At 59.2% G+C, this 22,397-nt stretch carries 20 protein-coding genes and 1 pseudogene; 7 read left to right on the forward strand and 14 right to left on the reverse strand.

The annotated features are described in order from the left end of the window. Position 1: 1 nt before the first annotated feature. A complete protein-coding gene (locus CWM61_RS01340) occupies positions 2-1,384 on the forward strand; it encodes an MFS transporter (RefSeq protein ID WP_100630557.1) in 1,383 nt (460 codons plus the stop codon). A gap of 42 nt (positions 1,385-1,426) precedes the next feature. After that, entirely contained in the window at positions 1,427-3,037 is a 1,611-nt protein-coding gene (locus CWM61_RS01345; protein WP_100630558.1) for a carbohydrate porin, read from the forward strand. A gap of 39 nt (positions 3,038-3,076) precedes the next feature. Here the strand turns inward: CWM61_RS01345 and pptA are convergent, their stop codons facing one another. The 3 genes from pptA to CWM61_RS01360 all read right to left on the reverse strand — a co-directional run bounded on the left by pptA (position 3,077) and on the right by CWM61_RS01360 (position 5,080). Next, on the reverse strand, positions 3,077-3,304 hold the full coding sequence (pptA, locus tag CWM61_RS01350) for a tautomerase PptA (RefSeq protein ID WP_002906690.1): 228 nt from the start codon (positions 3,302-3,304) through the stop codon (positions 3,077-3,079). Positions 3,305-3,374: 70 nt separating this feature from the next. Then, the gene (locus tag CWM61_RS01355) at positions 3,375-3,992 is read right to left on the reverse strand and encodes a glutathione S-transferase family protein (RefSeq protein ID WP_100630559.1); all 618 of its coding nucleotides are present in this window, start codon (positions 3,990-3,992) and stop codon (positions 3,375-3,377) included. Positions 3,993-4,075: 83 nt separating this feature from the next. Then, positions 4,076-5,080 carry a LacI family DNA-binding transcriptional regulator gene (locus CWM61_RS01360; protein WP_100630560.1) on the reverse strand — a complete coding sequence of 335 codons (1,005 nt, stop codon included), beginning with the start codon at positions 5,078-5,080 and terminating at the stop codon, positions 4,076-4,078. A 304-nt stretch (positions 5,081-5,384) separates the two neighbouring features. Here CWM61_RS01360 and CWM61_RS01365 point away from each other — a divergent pair, with 304 nt between their 5' ends. After that, positions 5,385-6,581 (forward strand): L-talarate/galactarate dehydratase, encoded by a 1,197-nt coding sequence (locus CWM61_RS01365; protein WP_061154444.1) that lies wholly within the window; start codon positions 5,385-5,387, stop codon positions 6,579-6,581. 204 nt (positions 6,582-6,785) lie between these two features. Beyond that, positions 6,786-8,096: an MFS transporter gene (locus CWM61_RS01370; protein WP_074385713.1), complete on the forward strand. Its 1,311-nt coding sequence runs from the start codon at positions 6,786-6,788 to the stop codon at positions 8,094-8,096. Positions 8,097-8,161: 65 nt separating this feature from the next. Here CWM61_RS01370 and CWM61_RS01375 read toward each other — a convergent pair whose 3' ends face one another. From CWM61_RS01375 to CWM61_RS01415, 8 genes and pseudogenes are all read right to left on the reverse strand, one after another. After that, entirely contained in the window at positions 8,162-9,013 is an 852-nt protein-coding gene (locus CWM61_RS01375; RefSeq protein ID WP_165785241.1) for a transporter substrate-binding domain-containing protein, read from the reverse strand. A gap of 38 nt (positions 9,014-9,051) precedes the next feature. Next, positions 9,052-9,831: an amino acid ABC transporter ATP-binding protein gene (locus CWM61_RS01380; RefSeq protein WP_008804710.1), complete on the reverse strand. Its 780-nt coding sequence runs from the start codon at positions 9,829-9,831 to the stop codon at positions 9,052-9,054. Continuing rightward, entirely contained in the window at positions 9,815-10,741 is a 927-nt protein-coding gene (locus CWM61_RS01385) for an amino acid ABC transporter permease (RefSeq protein ID WP_008804709.1), read from the reverse strand. The genes CWM61_RS01380 and CWM61_RS01385 overlap by 17 nt, the downstream gene beginning before the upstream one ends. Positions 10,742-10,750: 9 nt before the next feature. Beyond that, on the reverse strand, positions 10,751-11,260 hold the full coding sequence (locus CWM61_RS01390; protein ID WP_008804708.1) for a GNAT family N-acetyltransferase: 510 nt from the start codon (positions 11,258-11,260) through the stop codon (positions 10,751-10,753). Between the two features lie 11 nt (positions 11,261-11,271). Further along, positions 11,272-13,535 (reverse strand): annotated as a pseudogene (locus CWM61_RS29755) (NtaA/DmoA family FMN-dependent monooxygenase). 24 nt (positions 13,536-13,559) lie between these two features. Continuing rightward, positions 13,560-14,681, reverse strand: coding sequence for a M20 peptidase aminoacylase family protein (locus CWM61_RS01405; RefSeq protein ID WP_100630562.1), 1,122 nt, complete (start codon positions 14,679-14,681; stop codon positions 13,560-13,562). Further along, positions 14,671-15,678 carry an MsnO8 family LLM class oxidoreductase gene (locus tag CWM61_RS01410; RefSeq protein ID WP_100630563.1) on the reverse strand — a complete coding sequence of 336 codons (1,008 nt, stop codon included), beginning with the start codon at positions 15,676-15,678 and terminating at the stop codon, positions 14,671-14,673. Before CWM61_RS01410 ends, CWM61_RS01405 begins: the two co-directional genes overlap by 11 nt. Before the next feature lie 91 nt (positions 15,679-15,769). Further along, positions 15,770-16,321: a shikimate kinase gene (locus CWM61_RS01415; protein ID WP_100630564.1), complete on the reverse strand. Its 552-nt coding sequence runs from the start codon at positions 16,319-16,321 to the stop codon at positions 15,770-15,772. Between the two features lie 95 nt (positions 16,322-16,416). Between CWM61_RS01415 and CWM61_RS01420 the strand changes: the two genes are divergently transcribed. Further along, the gene (locus tag CWM61_RS01420) at positions 16,417-17,112 is read left to right on the forward strand and encodes a class I SAM-dependent methyltransferase (protein ID WP_074385708.1); all 696 of its coding nucleotides are present in this window, start codon (positions 16,417-16,419) and stop codon (positions 17,110-17,112) included. 23 nt (positions 17,113-17,135) lie between these two features. Here the strand turns inward: CWM61_RS01420 and dapF are convergent, their stop codons facing one another. Next, complete coding sequence (gene dapF / locus CWM61_RS01425; protein WP_074385707.1) at positions 17,136-18,002, reverse strand: diaminopimelate epimerase; 867 nt, start codon at positions 18,000-18,002, stop codon at positions 17,136-17,138. A gap of 194 nt (positions 18,003-18,196) precedes the next feature. On the opposite strand from dapF, the gene CWM61_RS01430 reads away from it, so the two are divergent. Then, a complete protein-coding gene (locus CWM61_RS01430) occupies positions 18,197-19,084 on the forward strand; it encodes a LysR family transcriptional regulator (RefSeq protein WP_074385706.1) in 888 nt (295 codons plus the stop codon). A gap of 189 nt (positions 19,085-19,273) precedes the next feature. Continuing rightward, positions 19,274-20,728: an L-asparagine permease gene (gene ansP / locus CWM61_RS01435; RefSeq protein WP_100630565.1), complete on the forward strand. Its 1,455-nt coding sequence runs from the start codon at positions 19,274-19,276 to the stop codon at positions 20,726-20,728. Positions 20,729-20,778: 50 nt separating this feature from the next. Here the strand turns inward: ansP and CWM61_RS01440 are convergent, their stop codons facing one another. Together CWM61_RS01440 and CWM61_RS01445 are read right to left on the reverse strand one after the other, a co-directional pair. Continuing rightward, complete coding sequence (locus CWM61_RS01440) at positions 20,779-21,000, reverse strand: YgdI/YgdR family lipoprotein (protein WP_002906779.1); 222 nt, start codon at positions 20,998-21,000, stop codon at positions 20,779-20,781. Between the two features lie 161 nt (positions 21,001-21,161). Continuing rightward, on the reverse strand, positions 21,162-22,223 hold the full coding sequence (locus CWM61_RS01445; protein ID WP_074385704.1) for a YncE family protein: 1,062 nt from the start codon (positions 22,221-22,223) through the stop codon (positions 21,162-21,164). Between the last annotated feature and the right edge of the window lie 174 nt (positions 22,224-22,397).

Genomic DNA, 22,397 nt, shown 5'->3' on the forward strand with positions numbered 1-22,397 from the left:
TATGGCAGAAACAACGTTTACCCTGTGGCGGCAGCGCCTTGGCTATGGCATTGCCGATCTCTCCTGCAACCTTGTGTGGCAGATGATCTCTCTGTATCTGATGTTCTTTTACACCGACGTGATGGGCCTCCCGGCCTATTATGTTGGCCTGATGTTCCTGGTCACCCGGCTGGTGGATGGCGTGGCCGACGTGCTGATGGGGCTGGTAATCGACAATACCGCCACCCGTTGGGGGCGCTGCCGTCCCTGGCTGCTGATCGGCGCCCTGCCTTTTGGTCTGCTGTGTATTCTGGCCTTTTATGTGCCGGATTTCGGCACCACCGGCAAACTGCTGTACGCCTTTGTCACCTATCTGTGTCTGTCGTTCCTCTACACCCTGGTGAACATTCCGTTCTGCGCCATGCTGCCGTTTTTAACCAGTGATTCCGCAGAGCGCACCACGCTGTCGGCGGTACGTATTCTGCTGGGGTCTCTCGGGGCCACCATCGTCGCCGTGGCCACCCTGCCGCTGGTCGGTGCGCTGGGCAAGGGCAATCAGCAGCAGGGATTCCTCTATACCGCAGTGATTTTTGGCGTACTGGCGGCCTTTTTCCTGCTGGTGAGCTTTCGCAACGTCGAAGAAAAGATCACCCTCGCCGGGGAGCGCATGACCCTGAAACGCGCCTGGATTAGCCTGCGCGCCAATCGTCCGTGGTGGATCTTCGCCAGCAATATCTTTCTGATGTGGGGGGCATTCTTCTTTCAGACCGGAGCGCTGGTGTACTTCTTCCACTATTACGTCGGGAATACCGAGCTGACGGCGGTTATCGCCGGGATCTCCACCTTCGTTCCCCTGCTCGGCACCCTCACCGTCCCGCTGCTGGCCCGACGCATGAAAAAACGTCATGTCTATCTGGTCGCCAGCGCGATCAATCTGCTCGGGATGGGGATGATGATGCTCTCTGGCACCTACGCGCTGGGGCTGATCGTCGGGGCGGTGATCCTCTCCCTTGGCGCCGGTCAGCGCACGGCTATCTATTTCTCGATGCAGGCCGACCCGGTGGATTACGGCGTGTGGAAAACCGGCATTAATACCGCTGGGATCCTGACCTCGATAAACGGCTTTCTCGGCAAGGTGGCGATGGCCGGCGCCGGGGCGATCACCGGGGTACTGCTCTCCTCCGGCGGCTATATCGCCAACCAGGCGCAAAGCGACAGCGCCCTGTTGGCCATCAAGGCCTGCTATCTGTACATTCCGGCGCTGTTGATCCTCGCTTCGATGCTGTGGATGGGCCGCTTCTACCGCCTCGACGATCACTATGAGCAGATCCGTGCCGACCTCGATGCCGGACGCGGCGCCTCGCCAGCCCCGACCCCGACCACCGGAGAATCCCCCGCCATGTAAGGCGCCCCGCTGATTTAACCTCTGGATAAATTAAGGACTTTTATGCGTATCTCTGTGATTAGCGCAGCGGTTTGCTGCGCCCTTTTTCCACTCACCAGCGCCGCCGGGTTGAGCGTCGAACAACGGCTGGCGCAACTTGAAGCGCGCCTCAATCTCGCCGAACAGCAGGCCAGCGAAGCCAGTCGCCGCGCGCAGCGGGCAGAACAGCAAACCGCCGCCGCCGAACAGCGCGCGGCGGCTGCGGAGCAGCAGGTGCAGGCGCTCAGTCAGCAGACCACGGCTCGCGAACAAAAACAGCAGGCCACCAATCAGCAACTGAGCGAGCAGCTGGCGAAGCGCGCCCCGGACGATGGCTTTACCTTTAACGCCTACGCCCGTTCCGGAATGTTGGTGAACAGCCACGGCAAAGGCGCCCGCGGCGGGCCAGGCATCTCCCCGGCCAGTTCGCTCAACGGCGATGCCCACGTCGGTCGTCTCGGCAACGAAAAAGATAATTACGCTGAGCTGAGCTTTGGCAAAAAGCTTACCTTCAACGATGGCTCATGGGCGCGCTTTAAGACCATGCTCGCCGACGGGGCCACCAACCCGGATCCGTGGGTTCAGGACAACGACAGCCACCATATGAACATTCGTCAGCTGTACGTCGAGATGGGCGACTTCGCCGAGTTCACCGGACCGTTAAAACGCGCCTCGATCTGGGCCGGCAAACGCTTCGATCGGGATAACTTCGATATCCACTTTACCGATAGCGACATCATGTTCCTCGGTGGCACCGGCGGCGGGATCAACGATGTCGACTGGGGAAGCGGCCTGCGCGGCGATTATTCGGTGTATGCGCGTAACTTCGGCGACCTTGGCAGCGATAATTACGCGGATAATGACATCCAGAATCTGCTGTTCACCGCCAACCATTTTTACGGCAACTGGCAGCTGATGACCACGGTGATGACCGCCCAGGGTAACGATGACCTGAAAGATAATACCTCGACCACCGGGAGCTATGCCCTGCGCAGCGATAACACCGCCAAAAACGGCTACTACGCGATGCTGGCCCTGCACGACAAACAGCAGTTCTACGGCCTGGCGCCGGGGGTGTCGGAAAGCGCGCTGCAGTACGGCGTCGGGCTGGGTGCCGAAGCGCGTCAGCCGGGGAGCGATGGCGACCTGACCGAGAACGCGGCCTCCCTGCGCTTTGCCTCGTACGGGATCCTCCCGCTGGGGAAAAACTGGCAGCTGGCGCCGTCGGTGATAGCCCAGCACAGCGAAGACCGCTATCGCGACGGCGACCGCTACGACTGGGCGACGTTTAACCTGCGGGTGTCGCAAGGGATCTCCGCTCACTTCGCCCTGCTGTATGAGGCCTCGTGGCAGTATATGGATCTCAATCCGAACGGGCGCAGCTATCGCTATAATGACAACGTTTATCAGTATCAGGCGGTGCGCGGTGATTTCTACAAGCTGACCTTCGCCCCCACCTTTAAAGTGGGCGATGTGTTTGATATCAAAGCGCGGCCGGAGATACGTTTCTTTGTCACGTGGATGAACTGGGATAAAGACCTGGATCGTTATGCGATCAACGATGATTTCGGCAGTAAAGGCTTTACCGCCGGCGGGACATGGAACTTCGGCGTGCAGACGGAGATTTGGTTCTGACGGATCGTCACTGGCGGACTTCATGCCCGCCAGTGGCAACTACATGCTATAACCCGGCTTCTTAATTAACTGCGCCATCTGCGGGGCGATCTCACTGTCCCACACCGCCTGCCACGCGTCCGGCTCAACCTGAGTCAGCGCGACGCTGACAGCGCTCTCTTTGCTGTTCAGATGGCGGATCAGCACCTCAGTGATGTCGGCGGCCAGCGCGGTTTTTTGTTCGTCAGTCAGTTCACGGGGAAAGCATTTAATATCAACATGCGGCATAGCAAAGACTCCTTGTGGTCAGAACCATAACGCTACCACAGAATGGCCGTTCTGGTTGCCATCGCGTGCGTTAAATCAGCTTGTTACGGCGAAGCGCCGCGGCCAACTCCGGTCGCTGACAGACCGCCCGGGCGATGGCGGCGAATTTTGGCGCGTGGTCGTCAAACCACGCCTGTCGCGGCCCCCAGCTGTACATCGCCGCGATATAGCAATCCAGCAACGTTACCGACGCGCCCAGCGCCCACGGCCCGGCGGCCAGCTGCTGTTCGAACCAGAGATAGAGATTTTTCCGGTACTGGCGACAATTCTCCACCAGTTGCTCCGCGGCGGCGGGCGCCCAGCGTTCCGGGTAATCGGCATAAGTAAAGGTAGGATAGACGTTGGCCACCAGCCAGACCAGCAGACGCTGGAACTGCTGACGCTGCGGCGTCCCTGGCGCGGGGGCCAGATCGGGACGCTGGTCGAGGATCATCAGCGCGATGGCGGCGGTTTCGGTCATAATGCTCCCGTCGGCCAGCTGCAGGGTAGGCACCTGGCACAGCGGGTTAATCTGCCGCAAACGCTCGCGCGCCGGACCGGGCTGGTCAAAGCCCTCCACGTCAACCACCTCGTAGGGAATATCGGCCAGGGAGAGCATCAGCTCGCTAATCGTCGAGCCCCATCCCGGCACGCCATAAACGGTTATCATGGTCTGCCTCCAGGGTAAAGCCTAAGTGTAGGCAGAAACTCGCCGCTCACCCACCCGGCACACCACGCCCTGAAAAGGCAGGCCTACGCCGATTCTCGTGCCACCAGTTGAAAGCCGATATCTATAATCACCCCGCTGTCTTCTCCCCCTTCGATGCGGTCAGCCAGCAGCGTGGCGGCCCGTTCACCGATGGCATGACGGTCGACGCTGACGGTGGTGATAGCCGGACGATTGCTGGCGGCGAAATCCAGATCGCCAAAACCGATCACCGCCAGATCCTGCGGTACGCGTAGCCCCCGGCTTTCGGCTTCCATAATCGCCCCCTGGGCGAGGGTGTCTGAGCTGCAGATGATCACATCAAACTCGCCGGCGGCGAGCAGCTCCGCCAGACCGCTTCGCCCCAGCGCCAGCGACGCCGGGAGCGGCACTTCAACCTGAGGCGCATCGTCCAGCCCTTTTTTAGCCAGTCGGGCACAGAGCCCCTGCTTACGCAACATCGCGCGCGCATCGCCCGCCCATAGCAGGCCTGGTCGCTGGTAGCCTTTCTCCAGCACGTACTCGCCAATGGTTTCGCCCACTTTTTCATGGGAAAAACCGACCAGCATATCCAGCGGCGTCGGGGTGAGATCCCAGATTTCCACCACCGGCGTGGCGGCGTTAAGGATCGTTTTCTTTAACAGCGGTGCATGCTGGATGCCGGTTAATACCACGCCATCAGGGCGCCGCGAAAGCAAGGTGGAGACCAGCTCGGCTTCGGTGTGCCGATCATAGCCCGCCACGCACAGCAGCATATGGTAGCCGCGCGCCGCCAGAGTATCGCTCAGCGCCTGGATGGTATCGACAAACATATTGTTATTGATTTGCGGTACCACGACCGCCACCAGTTTGCTGCGCCTGGAGGCGAGGCCGCCGGCCAGCGCATTGGGGATATAGCCCGTCGCCTGCACCGCCTGCATCACTTTCTCTACCGTTTTTGGCCTGACCAGCTGGGGCGTATTCAGCGCCCGACTGACCGTCATCGGCGACAACCCGGCGCTGCGAGCCACATCCTCCAGCGTCGGCGCCCGCGTCGTTTTTTTGCTTTTCACGGCTAAGCCCCTGTGTTAAGTCGTTTCCTGTGGGCATTATTGATGATGCCCCACGCAATTGCCAGCGCCCGCCGCTTCTCCCCTAACAGAATCAACGACCTGCAACACAAAATGTTATCGCTATCATTATAACTTGTCACTTTTCACAAACTGTTTTGGATCGTGACCTGCGCAGCAAATTTTTCGCCTTTATAACGGCCAATTGTGATCGTTTGTACAAATTAAAACCACTACCGTAGCGTCAAAAGCATTTCACCATTACAAATGATAGCGCAATCATTTCATTATCGAAAAGGACACCACTATGACCTCAAGCGCCAATTCCGAGTCCGTAACCTACGCCAAAACCACCGGCGTCAAAACCGCCGCTGAAACCGGTGACCGCATTGACCACGTCAGGCTGTCGCTGGCTTTTCTGCCGCTGGCCACTCCCGTCAGCGATGCCAAAGTGCTGACCGGTCGCCAAAAACCGCTGACCGAAGTGGCGATTATCATCGCGGAAATTCACTCCCGGGATGGATTCACCGGCGTCGGCTTTAGTTATTCGAAACGTGCGGGCGGCCAGGGCATTTACGCTCACGCCAAAGAGATAGCCGATAATCTGCTTGGCGAAGATCCAAACGACATCGACAAGATCTACACCAAACTGTTGTGGGCCGGGGCTTCCGTCGGCCGTAGCGGCATGGCGGTACAAGCTATCTCCCCTATCGATATTGCCCTGTGGGATATGAAAGCCAAACGCGCCGGTCTACCGCTGGCCAAACTGCTGGGTTCACATCGTGATTCCGTGCAGTGCTACAACACTTCCGGCGGCTTCCTGCATACCCCACTGGATCAGGTGTTGAAAAACGTGGCTATCTCCCGTGAAAACGGCATCGGCGGGATTAAACTGAAAGTCGGTCAGCCTAATACTGCCGAAGATATCCGTCGTCTGACGGCGGTGCGCGAAGTGCTGGGTGATGACTTTCCGCTGATGGTGGATGCCAACCAGCAATGGGATCGCGAAACCGCCATCCGCATGGGGCGCAAAATGGAGCCGTTCAATCTGATCTGGATTGAGGAGCCGCTGGATGCCTATGACGTCGAAGGCCACGCGCAGCTGGCCGCCGCGCTGGATACGCCGATTGCCACCGGCGAGATGCTGACCAGCTTCCGCGAACATGAGCAGTTGATCCTCGGCAACGCCAGCGACTTCGTGCAACCGGATGCCCCGCGCGTCGGTGGGATCTCCCCGTTCCTGAAAATAATGGATCTGGCCGCGAAGCACGGTCGCAAGCTGGCCCCGCATTTTGCGATGGAGGTGCACCTGCATCTCGCCGCCGCCTACCCGCTGGAACCGTGGCTGGAGCACTTCGAGTGGCTGAACCCGCTGTTTAACGAGCAGTTAGAACTGCGCGATGGCCGGATGTGGGTTTCCGAACGCCATGGTCTGGGCTTCACCCTCAGCGAGCAGGCCCGCCGCTGGACCCAGCAAAGCTGCGAGTTTGGAACACGCCCGTAATGACTTTTCCCGGATGACGGCGTCCACGCCTTATCCGGGCTACCGGTCTGCAGACCACTGAGAACCCGTAGCCCCGGTAAGCGCAGCGCCACCGGAAATAATCGCTGACCCGCTGTACTCGCAATACACGAAATCATTCAGGCAAGCATTAAGGCGACATGAAAGATGACGTGTCTTCACAACCCTGCAAAGGAGTTGAATAACATGCAACAGCAAATAAAACGCAGCAACGTGCGTTACGGTATATTAGTTTTTTTATTTCTCGCGACCGTATTTAATTATGCAGACCGGGCCACCCTGTCCGTTGTCGCGCCGATGATGAGTAAAGAGTTAGGTTTTGACCCCGAAGCAATGGGCCTGGCCTTTTCGGTTTTTGGTATTTCCTACGTCATTATGCAAATCCCCGGTGGCTGGCTGCTGGATAAATATGGTTCGCGGTTGGTCTACGGCTGCGCGCTGATTGGCTGGTCGGTCGTCACTATGTTTCAGGGCACTATTTATCTGTTTGCCAGTCCGCTGGTGGTGCTGGTGATCCTGCGTCTGATGATGGGCGCCATTGAAGCCCCCGCTTTTCCGGCCAACAGTCGCCTGAGCGTCCAGTGGTTCCCCAATAAAGAGCGTGGATTTGTCACCTCAGTCTATCAGGCCGCGCAGTATATTTCGCTGGGCATTATTACGCCGCTGATGACCATCATTCTGCATAATTTAAGCTGGCACTATGTCTTTTATTATATTGGCGCTATCGGGGTGGTGCTGGGAATATTCTGGCTGGTAAAAGTAAAGGATCCTTCACATCACCCTAAAATTAACCCGCAGGAGCTCGATTATATTCGTGAAGGCGGCGGCGTACCGGAATTAGGTAGCCAAAAAACAAAGCAAAAATTAACTCTCGCGCAGATTAAAAGCGTCTGCGTCAATCGCATGATGATCGGGGTTTATATCGGCCAGTTCTGCGTCACATCGATTACCTGGTTCTTCCTCACCTGGTTTCCGACTTACCTCTACCAGGCTAAAGGCATGTCAATCCTCAAGGTCGGGTTTGTCGCCAGTATCCCGGCGATTGCCGGATTTATCGGCGGCCTGCTGGGCGGCGTGTTTTCGGACTGGCTGCTGAAACGCGGTTACAGTCTGACCACCGCCCGTAAGCTCCCGGTGATCTGCGGCATGCTGCTCTCCTGCGTCATTGTCGTCGCCAACTACACCTCCTCGGAAGTGGTGGTGATCGCCGCCATGAGTCTGGCGTTCTTTGCCAAAGGTTTCGGGAACCTCGGCTGGTGCGTGCTGAGCGACACCTCGCCGAAAGAGATGCTCGGTATTGCCGGTGGCGTGTTCAATATGTGCGGCAACCTGGCGAGCATCATTACCCCGCTGGTCATCGGGGTGATCCTCGCCAACACCCACTCGTTTGATTACGCCATTCTCTACGTCGGTTCCATGGGCGTGCTGGGTCTGTTCTCCTATCTGTTTATCGTTGGGCCGCTGGATCGCTTGACGCTCACTCCGCGCACCGTTTGATTGAAGACCCTGGCGAGCATTCGCCTCCGCTGTTTCGCATCGTACTCCGGCGAAACAGCGGTTTTTTAGTAGGTAATCCCCGGCGGGTTGACCACCGACTGCGCCACCGCCTCGCCCTGCTCTCCCCAGCGCGCCAGCACCTGCTGATATTCACCGCGGGCAATCGCCCCGTCGAGTGCTGCCTGCAAGGCAAAGACCAGACCGTTGCCTTTTTTAGTGGTCGTCGCCACCCACGCCTTTTTCGGCCCCAGGCCCACCACCCTGGTCTGTCCGTTGAGAGCGGCCTTATAGGCTGCCACCGACTGCGGGCCGAAAAAGATATCCGCTCGCCCGGACTGGATATAGAGATTGCCGGAGGCATCATCGGTCAGGTAGACCGGCTGGGCCAGCGGCCGCCCGGCTGCCCGGTTGTCGTCGTTCCAGCCCAGCAGGATCCGTTCCTGATTGGTGCCGGACCCGACGATCACTTTGCGCCCGGCGAGGTCAGCGGGTCCGTTTACCGCGGCGATGTCGCTGGTGGATTTCACCGAGAAGGCCAGGGAGTCCACCCGGTAAGTCGCAAAATCGAACTTCTCTTTGCGCTTCTCGGTCACAGCGATATTGATCAGCGCCACGTCGTAGCGGCCGGAGGCGATGCCCAGCGGCCAGTCCTCCCACGCGGTGGGCACCAGCCTGAGTTTCAGGCCAAGGCTTCCGGCCAGCAGGCGGGCAACATCCGGGTCGCTGCCGACCCGCGTGCGGTTGTCGCTGGCCAGCAGCGCCAGCGGCGGCGAATTGAGCGCCGAGATCGCCACCGTTAGCGTCCCCGGCTCCACGAAGCGATAGCCTGGCGGAATTTTCGCTATCGCCTGCGGGTCGCGGGTGACCGGCAATGGCTGCTCATTGGCGCGCAGATCCAGCGCCGCCTGAGCGTCCATGGCGAGGGCGCTGAGCACAAGGGTCACTATCGCTCTGTTCATGACGGCAGCACCCTGGATAAAAACTGCCGGGTACGCGGATGCTGCGGATGGTTGAGCACCTCGTCGCTGCTGCCCTGCTCGACGATCCTGCCGTCGACCATAAACACCACCTGGTCGGCCACCTCGCGGGCAAAGCCTACCTCGTGGGTCACCACCACCAGGGTGGTACCGGAGCGCGCCAGCTTCTTGATCACATCCAGTACCTCGCCCACCAGCTCTGGATCCAGCGCCGAGGTGGGCTCATCAAACAGGATCACCCGCGGGTCCAGCGCCAGCGCCCGGGCAATCGCGATACGCTGCTGCTGGCCGCCGGAGAGATGCCGCGACCAGGCGTCGGCTTTATTGCGCAGTCCGACGACGTCCAGCAGTTCATAGGCGCGGGCAATAGCCTCTTTGCGCGTGACCTGCTTGTGGGCGATCGGCGCCTCTATCAGGTTCTCCAGCACCGTCAGATGCGGAAACAGGTTAAAATTCTGGAAAACGTAGCCGACGTTGATCCGCTGGCGGAGGATCTCCTTCTCTTTCATCTCATACAGCTTGTCGCCTTTGCGGCGGTAGCCGATATAGTCGCCGTCAATCTGAATAAATCCCTCATCGACGCGTTCGAGGTGATTTATGGTGCGCAGCAGCGTGGACTTGCCCGAGCCGGAAGGGCCGAGGATCACCGTCACCGTGCCCGGGGGGATCTCCAGCGACACATCGTCCAGCGCTTTGTGGCGGCCATAGTATTTGCTGACCCCGGTGATAGAGATATGGCCATTATGAGAGCTGGGCATGAACGGCCTCCTGCGGCTGTGGTTGACGTGCGGGTTGATTCAGACGGCTGCTGCGGGCGCTGTTTACCGCCGAGCGGCGCTCGCTGCGCGCCAGGGCGCGTTCCACCAGATACTGAATGGCGGAGAGGACGCTGGTGATCGCCAGATACCAGGCGGCGCCAACCATCAACAGCGGGATCACCTCCTGGGTACGGTTGTAGATCATCTGGATGGTGTAGAACAGCTCCGGCATCGCCAGGACGTACACCATCGCCGTTCCCTTGGCCAGACTGATGATCTCATTGAAGCCGGAGGGCAGGATGGTGCGCAGCGCCTGCGGCAGAATAATGCGCAGCGTACGTCGCCAGGCGGGAAGCCCCAGTGCAGCGGCGGCTTCATACTGCCCATGGTCGACCCCTAAAAAGCCACCGCGAATGATCTCCGCGGTATAGGCGCTCTGCACCAGCGTCAGGCCCACCACCGCCGTGGAGAATTGCCCCAGCACGTTAATGGTCTGATAGCTGGCCCAGGTGACGCCGGTAAACGGGATCCCCAGCGACAGGGTGTCGTAGAGATAGGAAAAGTTGTACAGAATAATCAGCACCACAATCAGCGGCAGCGAGCGAAACAACCAGATATAGCCCCAGGCGAGGCTGCTGAGCAGCCACGATGAGGATAAGCGGGCCAGCGCCAGCAGGCCGCCGAAGATCACGCTCAGCACCGTGCCGAGCAGGGTCAGGAGCAGGGTTTGTCCCAGCCCCTCGAGGATCACCGGGTCGAAGAACCAGCGGGCGAAGACGCCCCACTCCCAGCGCGGGTTAAAGGCCACCGACTGGATCACCACCGCCAGCACCAGCAGGGCGACCAGCGCCCCGACCACCCGCAGCGGATAGCGCGCCGGCACCACTTTTATCGTTTCAGATGAATGCATCATGCCTCCTCAGGCGCTGTGGCTGAAGGCGCTCACCGCCAGCGCTTTAGTGAACCGCAGCCGGCCATCGTACGGCGGCTGACTGTACTCTTCCGGGTCTCGCGTGAGGTCAAACTGCGCCTCATACCCCTGGCTGAGATAGAGCTTTACTGCCTCCGGCTGACGGAAGCCGGTGGTCAGGTAGATATGGCTGTACCCGGCCAGCACCGCCCGCCGCTCCAGCTCCTGGACCACCTTCGCCGCCAGCCCCTGCTGGCGCAGACGGCGGTGCGTCCAGATACGTTTGATCTCCGCGGTGTGGCGATCTTTCGGTTTATAAGCACCGGTGGCGATAATTTCACCCTCACGCTCAAGGACGATAAACAGCCCCTGCGGCGGCAAATACCACTCAGTCAACTCCACTTCTGCATCGCGGGAAAAATAGTCGCCGTAGCGGGCGGCATATTCGGCAAACAGGCCGCTAATAATCGGCTGCAGCTCCGGTGCGTCCGGAGAAATATCGCGGAATGCTTCGCTCATCGCGCCTCCTGTCAGTCGCCCAGTCCGGGTGGGTTGATTTCTGATTGCGGAATACTCTCCACCCCTTCGCCCCAGCGGTTAAGCACTTTGGCGTAGTCCCCGCTGGCGATAGCGCCGTTCAGCGCCGCCTGGACGGCATTCACCAGCCCGCTGTCTTTTTTCAGCGTCACCGCGATATGCGCCGCTTTCGGCCAGCCGCCGTCAACGCTGCCCACCAGTTTGGTTTTGCCGGTCAGCGCCGCCTTCCATGCGCCAATTACGTTAGGGCCGAAAAAGGCGTCGGCGCGCCCGGTCTGCAGGGCCAGCGTCTGGGCGGCGTCATCCTTGGTGTAGACCGGGGTAAACGGCTTCAGCCCCTTCTTGACGTTCTCTGCGTTCCACGCCAGCAGGATCGCCTCCTGGTTGGTACCGGAGCCGACGATAATCTTCAGCCCGGCGATGTCTTCCGCCTTGTCAATTTTGCTCAGCGGACTGGTGCTTTTGACGTAGAAGCCCAGCGAGTCCTTGCGGTAGGTGGCGAAATCGAACTTCTCTTTGCGCTCTTTGGTGACGGTAATATTGCTGATCGCGGCATCATATTTGCCGGAGGTGACGCCCAGCGGCCAGTCTTCCCATGAAGTAGGAACCACGTTCACTTCCAGTCCGAGGCTCTCCGCCACCAGTCGGGCGATATCCGTCTCGCTGCCGAGCAGGGTTTTGTTGTCATCGGCGAAGACCGTCAGCGGTGGTGAGTTCAGGGCTGCCACCGCGACGGTGAATTTCCCCGGCACCGCCAGATGCAGATCTTTCGGCAACAGCGCAATGGCCTGTGGATTTTTCGCGGTGTGAATCGGCGTTTTGTTGGCCTCCAGGCTCACCCCGGTGCCATTGATCTTGACGTCCTGGGCCCACGACGAGGCGCTAAATGCCAACGCGACGGCCAGCAAGAGTGTTGTTTTCTGCATAGCGTGATTCTCTTTTATTATTTTTGGAATTGATTAGCAGGTAGCGCCAGACCCAGACTTTCCCGCAGGGTGGTGCCCGGATAGTCGCGACGGAACAGGCCGCGCGCCTGTAACAGCGGAACCACCTCATCCACAAAGCGCGGGAAGGTTTCCGGCGTGCCGCCCTGAATAATGAAACCGTCCGCCGCGTGCTGTTCGAACCACAATTGCAGGCCATCGGCGACATCGCTGGCGGTGCCGGTAAAGCGCGGACGCGGGCTCGCTGCCTCCAGGGCCACCTGGCGCAGGGTTAATCCCCGCTCGCGGGCGTGACGTTTAATCTCGTCGGTGGTGCTGCGGAAGCTGTTTTGTCCGAGGTCGCCAATATCCGGGAACGGCTCATCAAGCGGATACTGTGAAAAATCATGATGTTCGAAATACCGCCCCAGATAATTCAGCGCATCCTCGATGGAGACCAGCGCCGCGGTAGTCTGGTACTGACGTTCCGCATCCTCGGCGTCATCCCCGACGATGACGCTGACGCCCTGGAAGATATGCAGTTGGTCCGGGGTGCGCTGATATGCGGTGAGTTGGCTTTTGACATCCTGATAAAATGCCTGCGCCTCGGCCAGCGATTCCTGATGGGTAAAAATGGCATCGGCGTGGCGTGCAGCTAATTTCTTGCCGTCGTCCGACGCGCCGGCCTGGAAAATAATCGGCCGTCCCTGTGGCGTGCGGGCAATATTTAGCGGGCCGGCCACTTTAAAGAAATCGCCATGGTGATCGAGCGTATGCAGTTTATTTTTGTCAAAGAACTGGCCACTCTCTTTATTGCGCACGAAGGCGTCTTCTTCCCACGAATCCCATAAGCCTTTCACCACCTGCAGATATTCATCGGCAATGCGATAGCGCAGCGCATGATCCGGATGCTGAGCCCGGGAGAAGTTTTTCGCCGACCCTTCCAGTGGCGAAGTGACGACGTTCCACCCCGCCCGTCCCTGGCTTAAATGGTCGAGGCTGGCGAACTGGCGGGCGGTGGTAAACGGCTCGCTGTACGACGTCGATAAGGTCCCCACCAGTCCCAGACGCCGGGTGACCGCGGCCAGCGCGGAAAGTACCGTTAAGGGTTCGAAGCGATTTAAAAAATGGGGAATCGATTTTTCATTGATATATAACCCGTCGGCGACAAAAATAAAATCCAGCTTCCCCTCTTCCGCTTTTAACGCCGTCTGTGTGACAAAGTTAAAATTAATACTGGCGTCCGCCTGCGCCGCCGGATGACGCCAGGCGGACATATTTCCCGATGCGCCATGTAATATTGTTCCCAGACGCAATTGTCGATTTTCAGACATAGCTACCCCTTCCCCTGTCATCCATTAAATGTGTTGTAATGCCTGTTCCGCCAGCTGGGCGAAATAGTGTGCTGCGGGCGCAATAAGCCGTTCGTCCGGATTAAATGCCGGATGGTGTAGACCATATTCGCTGGCGCTGCCGATGCTGACAAACGCCCCGGGAATATGCTGAAGATAGACCGCAAAATCTTCGCCACCGAGATGCAGATCGGCGTGATGGGTGCGGTACCCGGCCTGGGCCGCCACGTCGCTGGCGAAGTCGGCCCAGCGGGCATCATTGACCAGGGCCGTCGGGCCGGCATACCAGAAGACGTCAATCTGTGCGCCAAAGGCGCTGGCGAAACCGGCCGCGATCTCGCTGACCCGGGCCTTGACCCGCTGCTGCACTTCACTGCTGTGAGTGCGCAGCGTCCCTTCCAGCTCGACGCTCTCCGGCAGCACGTTCCAGGTATTGCCTCCCTGGATCCGCGTCACGCTGAGCACCACCGAGTCGAGGGTGTTCACTTCCCGGCTGGCCACGCTCTGCAGCACCGTCACCAGCTGGCTGGCCAGCAGGATCGCATCCTTTCCTTCGTGTGGGCGGGCGGCATGCGCCCCCTTCCCGGTCACTTTGAAGACGAAGCGGTCGACGTTGGCGTAGAACGCGCCGCCGCGGGTGGCAAATTCGCCCACCGGCAGGCCGGGCTCATTGTGCATGCCAAAGATCGCCGACACGTCCTCCAGCGCCCCGGCGCGGATCAGGGTTTTCGCGCCGCCAAAATTTTCCTCCGCCGGCTGAAACAGGATCCGCACCCGCCCCGGAAGTTCCGCTTCCCGCTCCTTCAGCAGCAGCGCCGCCCCCAGCATCACGCTGGTGTGAATATCATGGCCGCAGGCATGCATCACCCCGGGGTTCTGCGAGCGATAGGACAGACTGGTCGCCTCCTCGATGGGCAACGCGTCGATGTCCGCCCGCAGGGCAATCACCTTGTCGCCGCTGCCGACTTCGGTGACCAGCCCGGTTTTCAGATCGTAGGGCAGCAGAGTCAGCCCGCCGCTCTGCAGCCAGTCGCGGATCCGCGCGGTGGTGGCCACCTCCTGCAGGGAGAGCTCCGGGTTCTGATGCAGCTCGCGCCGCCAGCTAATCAGTTGTTGTTCAAAGGACATTCAGCACCTCCTTGCCGTAGTGAGCCTGCGCAAGCAGGCGCAGGGAGTGCAGGCGCGCTGGCCCGTCGCTAATAGGGGTATCAATGATTAATTCATCCAGTTGATTTTCCGCCTGCAGCGCGTCAAGCCGGGCTTTAACCTGTTCGGGAGTACCGGAGATCAGTGAGGATTCGCGGCGGTGGATGCGTGTCGGCCGGCTGCCAGCCTGGCGGGCAAAGGCGACGGCCTGAGCCTCACTGGCGACGGTCACCCGCTGGCCGTTCTCCAGCTCGACGCCCCACACCTCGACCTGCTGCGCCAGCGCGGCGGCGGTGGCCGGATCGTCGGCCACCACCACCTGCACGGCGACGATCGCCTCACGCGGGCTCAGCTCGCGCCAGCGGTTGAACACGGAACGGCGCAGCGCGCTGTCACCATTGAGATGAGCGGCAAAGACAAAGTTCCAGTCAAGACGAGCCGCCAGTTCCGCACTCTCCAGGCTGGCACCGAGCAGGAAACCGTCGGCCCGACGCGGCGGGATCGGCGTGGCGCGCAGGCTCTCCTCTCCACCGGGCTCAGTCAGCGACAGCCAGTTATCCAGCTGCGCCAGCTGATCGGCAAAGGTCCCTTTCTCCTCCTGATGCAGGCCCTGCTGCAGGGCGCGGGTGGAGAGCGGCAGGCCGCCAGGCGCTTTGCCGACGCCGAGATCGATGCGACCCGGCGCGAGGGCGGCCAGCAGGTTAAAGTTTTCCGCGACCTTATAGGGGCTATAGTGCTGGAGCATGACGCCGCCGGACCCGAGGCGGATCCGCCGGGTGTGGCCCAGCAGCCAGGCGATAACCAGCTCCGGCGAGGGGCTCGCCAGCTGATCGGTATTGTGGTGTTCGGCGACCCAGAAGCGGTGATAGCCCCAGGCTTCGGCGTGTTGCGCCAGCGTTAATGTACGCGCCAGCGCCTGCGCGGCGGTTTCCCCGGCGGCAAGCGGACTTTTATCCAGGATACTGATTCGATAAGACATTTCGCAGGCTCATATGAAAGTACGTGCCTGCATTATTAAAATCTCAGCTAACTATTGAGAAACAATTAATTCACATGTGTACTGCTGAAAATTAGATATGCCCGCCTGACCGCTGCGCTTCCAGCTCGCGGAGCAGCGCCTCTGCCTGCCGCGGACTGTGCACCCGGACGAAGCGAATATGACGATATTGCGGATCCTGCATATCGGCCAGATAGCGTCGGCGATTCTGCCGCCAGGTTTTCAGCGTCCAGAGGATAATGGATTCCCGGCTGCAGAACGAACGGCGAAAGCTCTCGCGGTTGCCCGTGCCCGGCCACAGCTCCTGATGCCGCCACGCCCGGCTCGCCGCCCGCCACACCGCCTGGCGCAGCGTGCGCCAGAGGCTATAATCGACCCAGATCACCAGATCCACCTCGCGCCATTTGACGCTGCGGCTGCGATTGTAATTGCCATCCAGCACCCAGCCCGGCGAGGCCGTGGCGGCGGCAATGGCGGCGAAAAACGCCTCATCCGGCGTGCCCTGCCAGTTCGGCCGCCAGTACAGGCGATCGAGCTCGATCCAGGGTAGTCCCAGCCGGTGTGCCAGGCGCCGGGCCAGGGTGGATTTGCCTGAGCCGCTGGTGCCGACCACGTTGATGTTCATTTCTGTTTCTCCCAGGTAGCCAAACTAATACTTATATCAATGTTAAATGGCGTATACAGTAGTGATCTTAATCAATGATAAAAGGTGTTTTCAGGATGAACCCCTATGAAGCACGCTACAGACAGCTGTTAGCCAACGGAGCAAGCGCCTGGGCGGGTGATGGTTTTGCCAGGGCAAAGATACAACAGGAAAAAACATTTCATTGGCTGGATTCCCATGGCTATTTACCGGCTCCCGGCGCGCCGGTACTTGAACTGGGATGTGGCAATGGTGCCATGGCCGCCCAGTATCTGGCGGAAAGAGGCTATGCCGTGTGGGGTGTTGATGTGTCCGAAACGGCGATCCGCTGGGCGGAAGACCGTTTTCAGCAAGCGGGTCTGGACGCCACATTTTTCGTCGGCAACGTCTGTCATCTTTCTCAATGTGAGGATGCCCAGTTTGCCTTAATCATTGATGGCAGCTGTCTACATTGTCTGCTGGAAGATCAGCGTCGCCGTTTTTTCGCCGAGGCGAGAAGATTGCTGAAACCCGCAGGCCGGCTGGTGATCGGCTCGATGTGCGGGCTTCCTCGTTATGCTGAAGACCTCGCCACTTACGATCCTGTCAAGCATCATCTCCTGAAAGAGGGGCAGCCCTGGCGTACGCTTAAACCCCTCCCGGCTTTACTGAATGAGATACAGCAGGCGCAATTTACCGTCCTTGCCACCGACGTTAAGCACAATGCCTGGTGGGATCATGCCACCATCGTTTGTTCGGCAAACGGGCCGTCGGCTGATCCTCAGGAGAGTTAATTTCAGGCTGACCGCGCCACCTGTTATGCAGCGCCAGTGAAGATGGCGCTGCCGCCAACAAAGCAGTCTCTATCCAGCGTCAGGCTGGCGATTTTATGCACCGGGCCACGCATACGAACCTGAAAATCCGCGTCGAAGGTGATGTGCAGCTGACCACCAGGCATGTTGACATCCACCCGATCGTCCACCTTCCCTAACCGGCGCATCGCGCTGGCAGCCGCACAGCTGCTGCTCCCGGAGGCCATCGTAAACCCGGCGCCCCGCTCCCAGATACCAATCTTCAGCGTATGGCGATCGATAACTTCCACAAACTGGACATTGGTGCGTTTGGGGAACAAGGAATGGTTTTCGATTTGCGGCCCTAAACGATGAACCTGCGCCAGGTCGAGCTTATCGACGAGGACAACGCAGTGGGGATTGCCCATCGAGACCAGCACGACGGACAGGGTTTCATCCGCCAGCGGCAAGGGATAATTCACCGCCTCAGGCAAATTCACTAAGGCGGGCAGCGCCGCCGGATTGAAATTCGCCCGCCCCATGTCGACGCTAATCTGATGAACATCGCCATGCACAGTGCAATAAACGTCACCGCCCGCCGTATGTACCAGAAAGGGCTCATGGCCGACACGACCGATATCAAAAAGATAACGCGCATAGATCCGTAGCCCGTTACCGCTTTTCTCCGCCTCGGAGCCGTCCGGATTGATAATACGCAGTGTGGGATTAATTTGGTCGCCGCTATCGATCAGCAGGCCATCCGATCCCACGCCATAGTGGCGATGACACAGAATTTGAATATGCTCGTTGCTCAACTGATCGGCAACATCGCGATGGCACACCAGGTAATCATTACCCAGCCCGTGATATTTATGAAAGTGTAAGGGTGTCATTGTGTGAGTTCGCCTGGCACTGCGGTTTTTTGGACATCTTACATTACATTCACCGTCTTGATGAATTAAACCCTGCGTTGTTAACCGTCGTGGTCATTCTGCTCCACTGCGTCCGGCCAACAGGCTGGCGCCTCCCCTTCATCGGGCATACACTCTGCGTACCTGTGAGCAGTATTCATCAATCCGGAAAGATTATGCTAAAAGAGAACGTAAACGATCTGCTCTCCTTTATGGTGGTGGCGCGTGAGCGCAGCTTTACCCGCGCGGCGGCCCAGCTTGGGGTGTCGCAGTCGGCGCTCAGCCATGCCATGCGCCATCTCGAAGCGCGTCTCGATGTGCGGCTGCTGACCCGCACCACCCGCAGCGTGGTACCGACCGAGGCGGGCGAGCGACTGATTCAGCGCCTCGGTCCGCATCTGGAGGAGATGGAGCGGGCGCTGACCGCGCTGCGCGATACGCGCGAACGCCCGGCGGGCAACCTGCGCATCACCGCCGGGGAGCATGCCACCAGCACCGTACTCTGGCCGGCGCTAAAGCCATTTATGCTGCAATATCCGGATATTAACATCGAAATCACTGTTGATAATGGCCTCACGGATATCGTGGATGGCCGGTTTGACGCCGGGGTGCGACTCGGCGAACAGGTGGCGAAAGAGATGATTGCCGTGCGCATTGCTCCGGATATGCGGATGGCGGTGGTGGGTTCGCCAGCCTATCTGCAGCTGGCCGGTACGCCGCAGACGCCCTGGGATCTTGCGCAGCATCGTTGCATCAATCTGCGGCTGCCGACACGGGGTGGGCTTTACGCCTGGGAGTTTGCCCGAGACGGCCGGGAGATTCAGGTGCGGGTGGAGGGGCAAGTGATCCTCAACAGCCTGCCGCAGCGCATCGACGCGGCGGAGGCGGGCCTGGGTCTGGCCTACGTTCCGGACGACTGCGTAACGGAGGCCGTAGCCAGTGGCCGGCTGGTGCGGGTGCTGGCAGACTGGACGCCTACCTTCCCCGGCTACCATCTCTACTACCCCAGTCGACGCCAGCATACCAGCGCTTTCACTCTGTTGCTGAAAACTCTGCGACATTGATCTCATTGATAAATCTGTCAAATGCTATCGGTAAATGTTTTAGGTGCGTAACTATTACGTTACGTGTAGGATTCAGCGCCATGTCTGAGCTTATCTCCTACGTCAGAATGATGAGAAAGCCAGCATAATGTGCCAGCCGTCATCCACTCCGGCTGCAAACATGGGCATTGACAGGAAACTGATACATCAATGAATACGAAACACGACACTGCAGCGGAGCACCATGCTGCAAAACGCCACTGGCTCAACTCGCATGAATCGGGTTATCACAAAGCGATGGGCAACCGTCAGGTACAGATGATCGCCATCGGCGGCGCTATCGGTACCGGTTTGTTCCTCGGCGCCGGGGCACGTTTACAAATGGCAGGGCCAGCGCTCGCACTGGTCTATCTGGTCTGCGGCATCTTCTCCTTCTTTATTCTTCGCGCTCTCGGCGAACTGGTTCTCCACCGACCCTCGAGCGGCAGCTTCGTCTCCTATGCCAGGGAATTCCTCGGTGAAAAGGCCGCTTACGTGGCCGGCTGGATGTACTTCGTTAACTGGGCCATGACCGGGATCGTCGATATCACCGCCGTGGCGCTGTATATGCACTACTGGGGCGCGTTTGGCGATGTGCCACAGTGGGTCTTCGCCCTTGGCGCGCTGGCGATCGTCGGTACCATGAACATGATCGGCGTAAAATGGTTCGCCGAGATGGAATTCTGGTTCGCGCTGGTCAAAGTGCTGGCTATCGTTGCGTTCCTTGTGGTCGGCACCATTTTCCTCGGCTCCGGTAAGCCGCTGGACGGTAATACCACCGGCTTCCACCTGATCACTGATAACGGCGGCTTCTTCCCTCACGGCCTCCTGCCGGCGCTGGTGCTGGTGCAGGGCGTGGTCTTTGCCTTCGCCTCTATTGAGCTGGTGGGCACCGCGGCCGGCGAGTGTAAAGATCCGGAGTCGATGGTACCTAAGGCCATTAACAGCGTGATCTGGCGTATCGGCCTGTTCTACGTCGGTTCGGTAGTGCTGCTGGTGCTGCTCCTGCCGTGGACCGCCTACCAGGCAGGACAGAGCCCGTTCGTCACCTTCTTCTCAAAACTGGGCGTGCCTTATATCGGCAGCGTGATGAACATCGTGGTGTTAACCGCCGCCCTCTCCAGCCTCAACTCCGGCCTCTACAGCACCGGACGTATCCTGCGCTCGATGTCGATGGGGGGCTCCGCGCCGAAGTTTATGTCGAAGATGAGCCGTCACCACGTCCCTTACGCCGGGATCCTGGCGACGCTGGCGGTGTATGTGGTGGGGGTGTTCCTCAACTATCTGGTGCCGTCGCAGGTGTTTGAGATCGTGCTGAACGTCGCGTCACTGGGGATCATTGCTTCCTGGGGCTTTATCGTGGTGTGTCAGATGCGTCTGCGCAAAGCGATCAAGGAAGGAAAAGCGGCGAAGGTGAGCTTCAGAATGCCGGGGGCGCCATTCACCTCCTGGCTGACGCTGCTGTTCCTGTTCAGCGTGCTGGTGCTGATGGCCTTCGATTATCCGAACGGCACTTACACCATTGGCTCAATTCCACTGCTGGCGGTGCTGCTGGTGGCTGGCTGGTTTGGCGTGCGTAAACGCGTGCATGCGATCCACAGTACGGCGCCGACGCTCAGGAAGTAACTGGCAGGACTCCCGGTTTGTCCATCGCGGGCAAACCGGGAGGTCAGGATTTAGTTATCCTCAACCAGCTGCGACACGTCGCTGCTGTTAATTTCCCGCTTATTACCAGACTCATCGATATAGCTGGTCATCCCCGTTTCTTTATCCAGCTGCGGCTTGCCGTGGGTGACGATCGTCTGACCGCTTTTGGTGGTCATAACGTAGTTGGACGAACAGCCTGCCAGCAGCGCCAGCATCGCACCGGCGCAAATCACCATAAATGGCTTTTTCATTTTATCTCCACTGATTACCACTGCCCGCGCGAGGCGGGAAAGGGTTAAGTGTATAACCATCTGGTTTATCAGGCCAATACGCGTTTGTAACAGAGGGTGAGGTGCCGGACGGCATACGGGGCGCGACCTTGACCGATCGTCGTCGCGCCCGGGCAGCTGGCTTACAGCGCGATACGGATCACATCATCCGGCGCAGTGGCCTCTTTCTCACGGCTGGAAGCCTGTTTCACGCTGACGTACAGCGTTTTGCCGTCATCAGAGAGCGCCAGGCTGTTGGGGTGAGTCGGCGTTTTAAAGGTCTTCACGATCTTGTAGCGCTTACCGTCGATGACGCTGACTTCCCCGGCCTTACGGTGCGTCACATAGGCTTCATTACGCGTCGGGTTAAACAGCACCGCCAGCGATTCCGGCGCGGCGATTTTCTCCAGCACTTTACCGTCGCGGGTATCAACCACCAGCACTTCCGGCTGCTTGCTGTCGGTGATAAAGGCGCGATGACCGGCGGTATCAAGGCTCAGGTTTAAGTAGAAGTGCGCTTTGCCATCGTCCTGCAATTTTTTGCGCGACACAATGGTGTTGCTCTCGCTGTCGATGGTCAGCAGTTCGCCATCGGCATTGGTGGTATAGAGACGTTTCGCCTGCGGATCGATCGCCAGACCCGTCGCCATCGCCCCGGTGCCGGTAATAGTGGTTTTCAGCTTCAGGGTCGCGCCATCCACCACCCAAATCACGCTCTCTTTGCCCAGACCGGTAATGTAGACCGTGTTGGTCTGCTCATTGACCGCCAGCTCGCGCGGCTGCAGCGGGCGCACGGTTTCACTGCGCTGACGCTCGTCCAGCACCAGACGCCCTTTCACCGCGCCGGTTTTGGCGTCAATGGCGGTGACGGTGCTGTCGACGGTATTGCCAAACCACAGCGTGCCGGTGGCATGGTTGATAGCGGCGCCGAACGGTTTCAGATCGTTGTGAATAATCTGCGTCACGTCCAGGGTGGTGGGGTCAAGACGATAAACAATACCGCCTTTGTCCAGTGAGCGACTCTGCGACGTGGCGATCCATAACGCGTTCTCCTGCTGGCTGTAGGCCATTTCGTAGGCCCCTTTCCCGACGGCCTTACGCAGCATCTCATCCGCGGCGTGGGCGCTAAAGCTACCTGCCAGCAGCAGAGAGGTAAATAACAGTGAATGGCGCAGACGCGGCGCGGCAAAATGACGTAGTGACATGACGACTCCCTTTGATAAACCAGTATGTGCTGACCCGACATCGCTTCCGGCGGTAAAGTCATGGCTTTACCTTTATTTTTGAATGCGAATAGTAATCATTATTTATCTCAAAGTGGAGCGCTAATTGTTGTTGTTCGGTAAATTCATCAGCAAGAAGCACTATCCGTTAACCAA

Source organism: Klebsiella sp. K-Nf6 (assembly GCF_002806655.1).
Classification (GTDB): Bacteria; Pseudomonadota; Gammaproteobacteria; order Enterobacterales; family Enterobacteriaceae; genus Klebsiella; species Klebsiella variicola.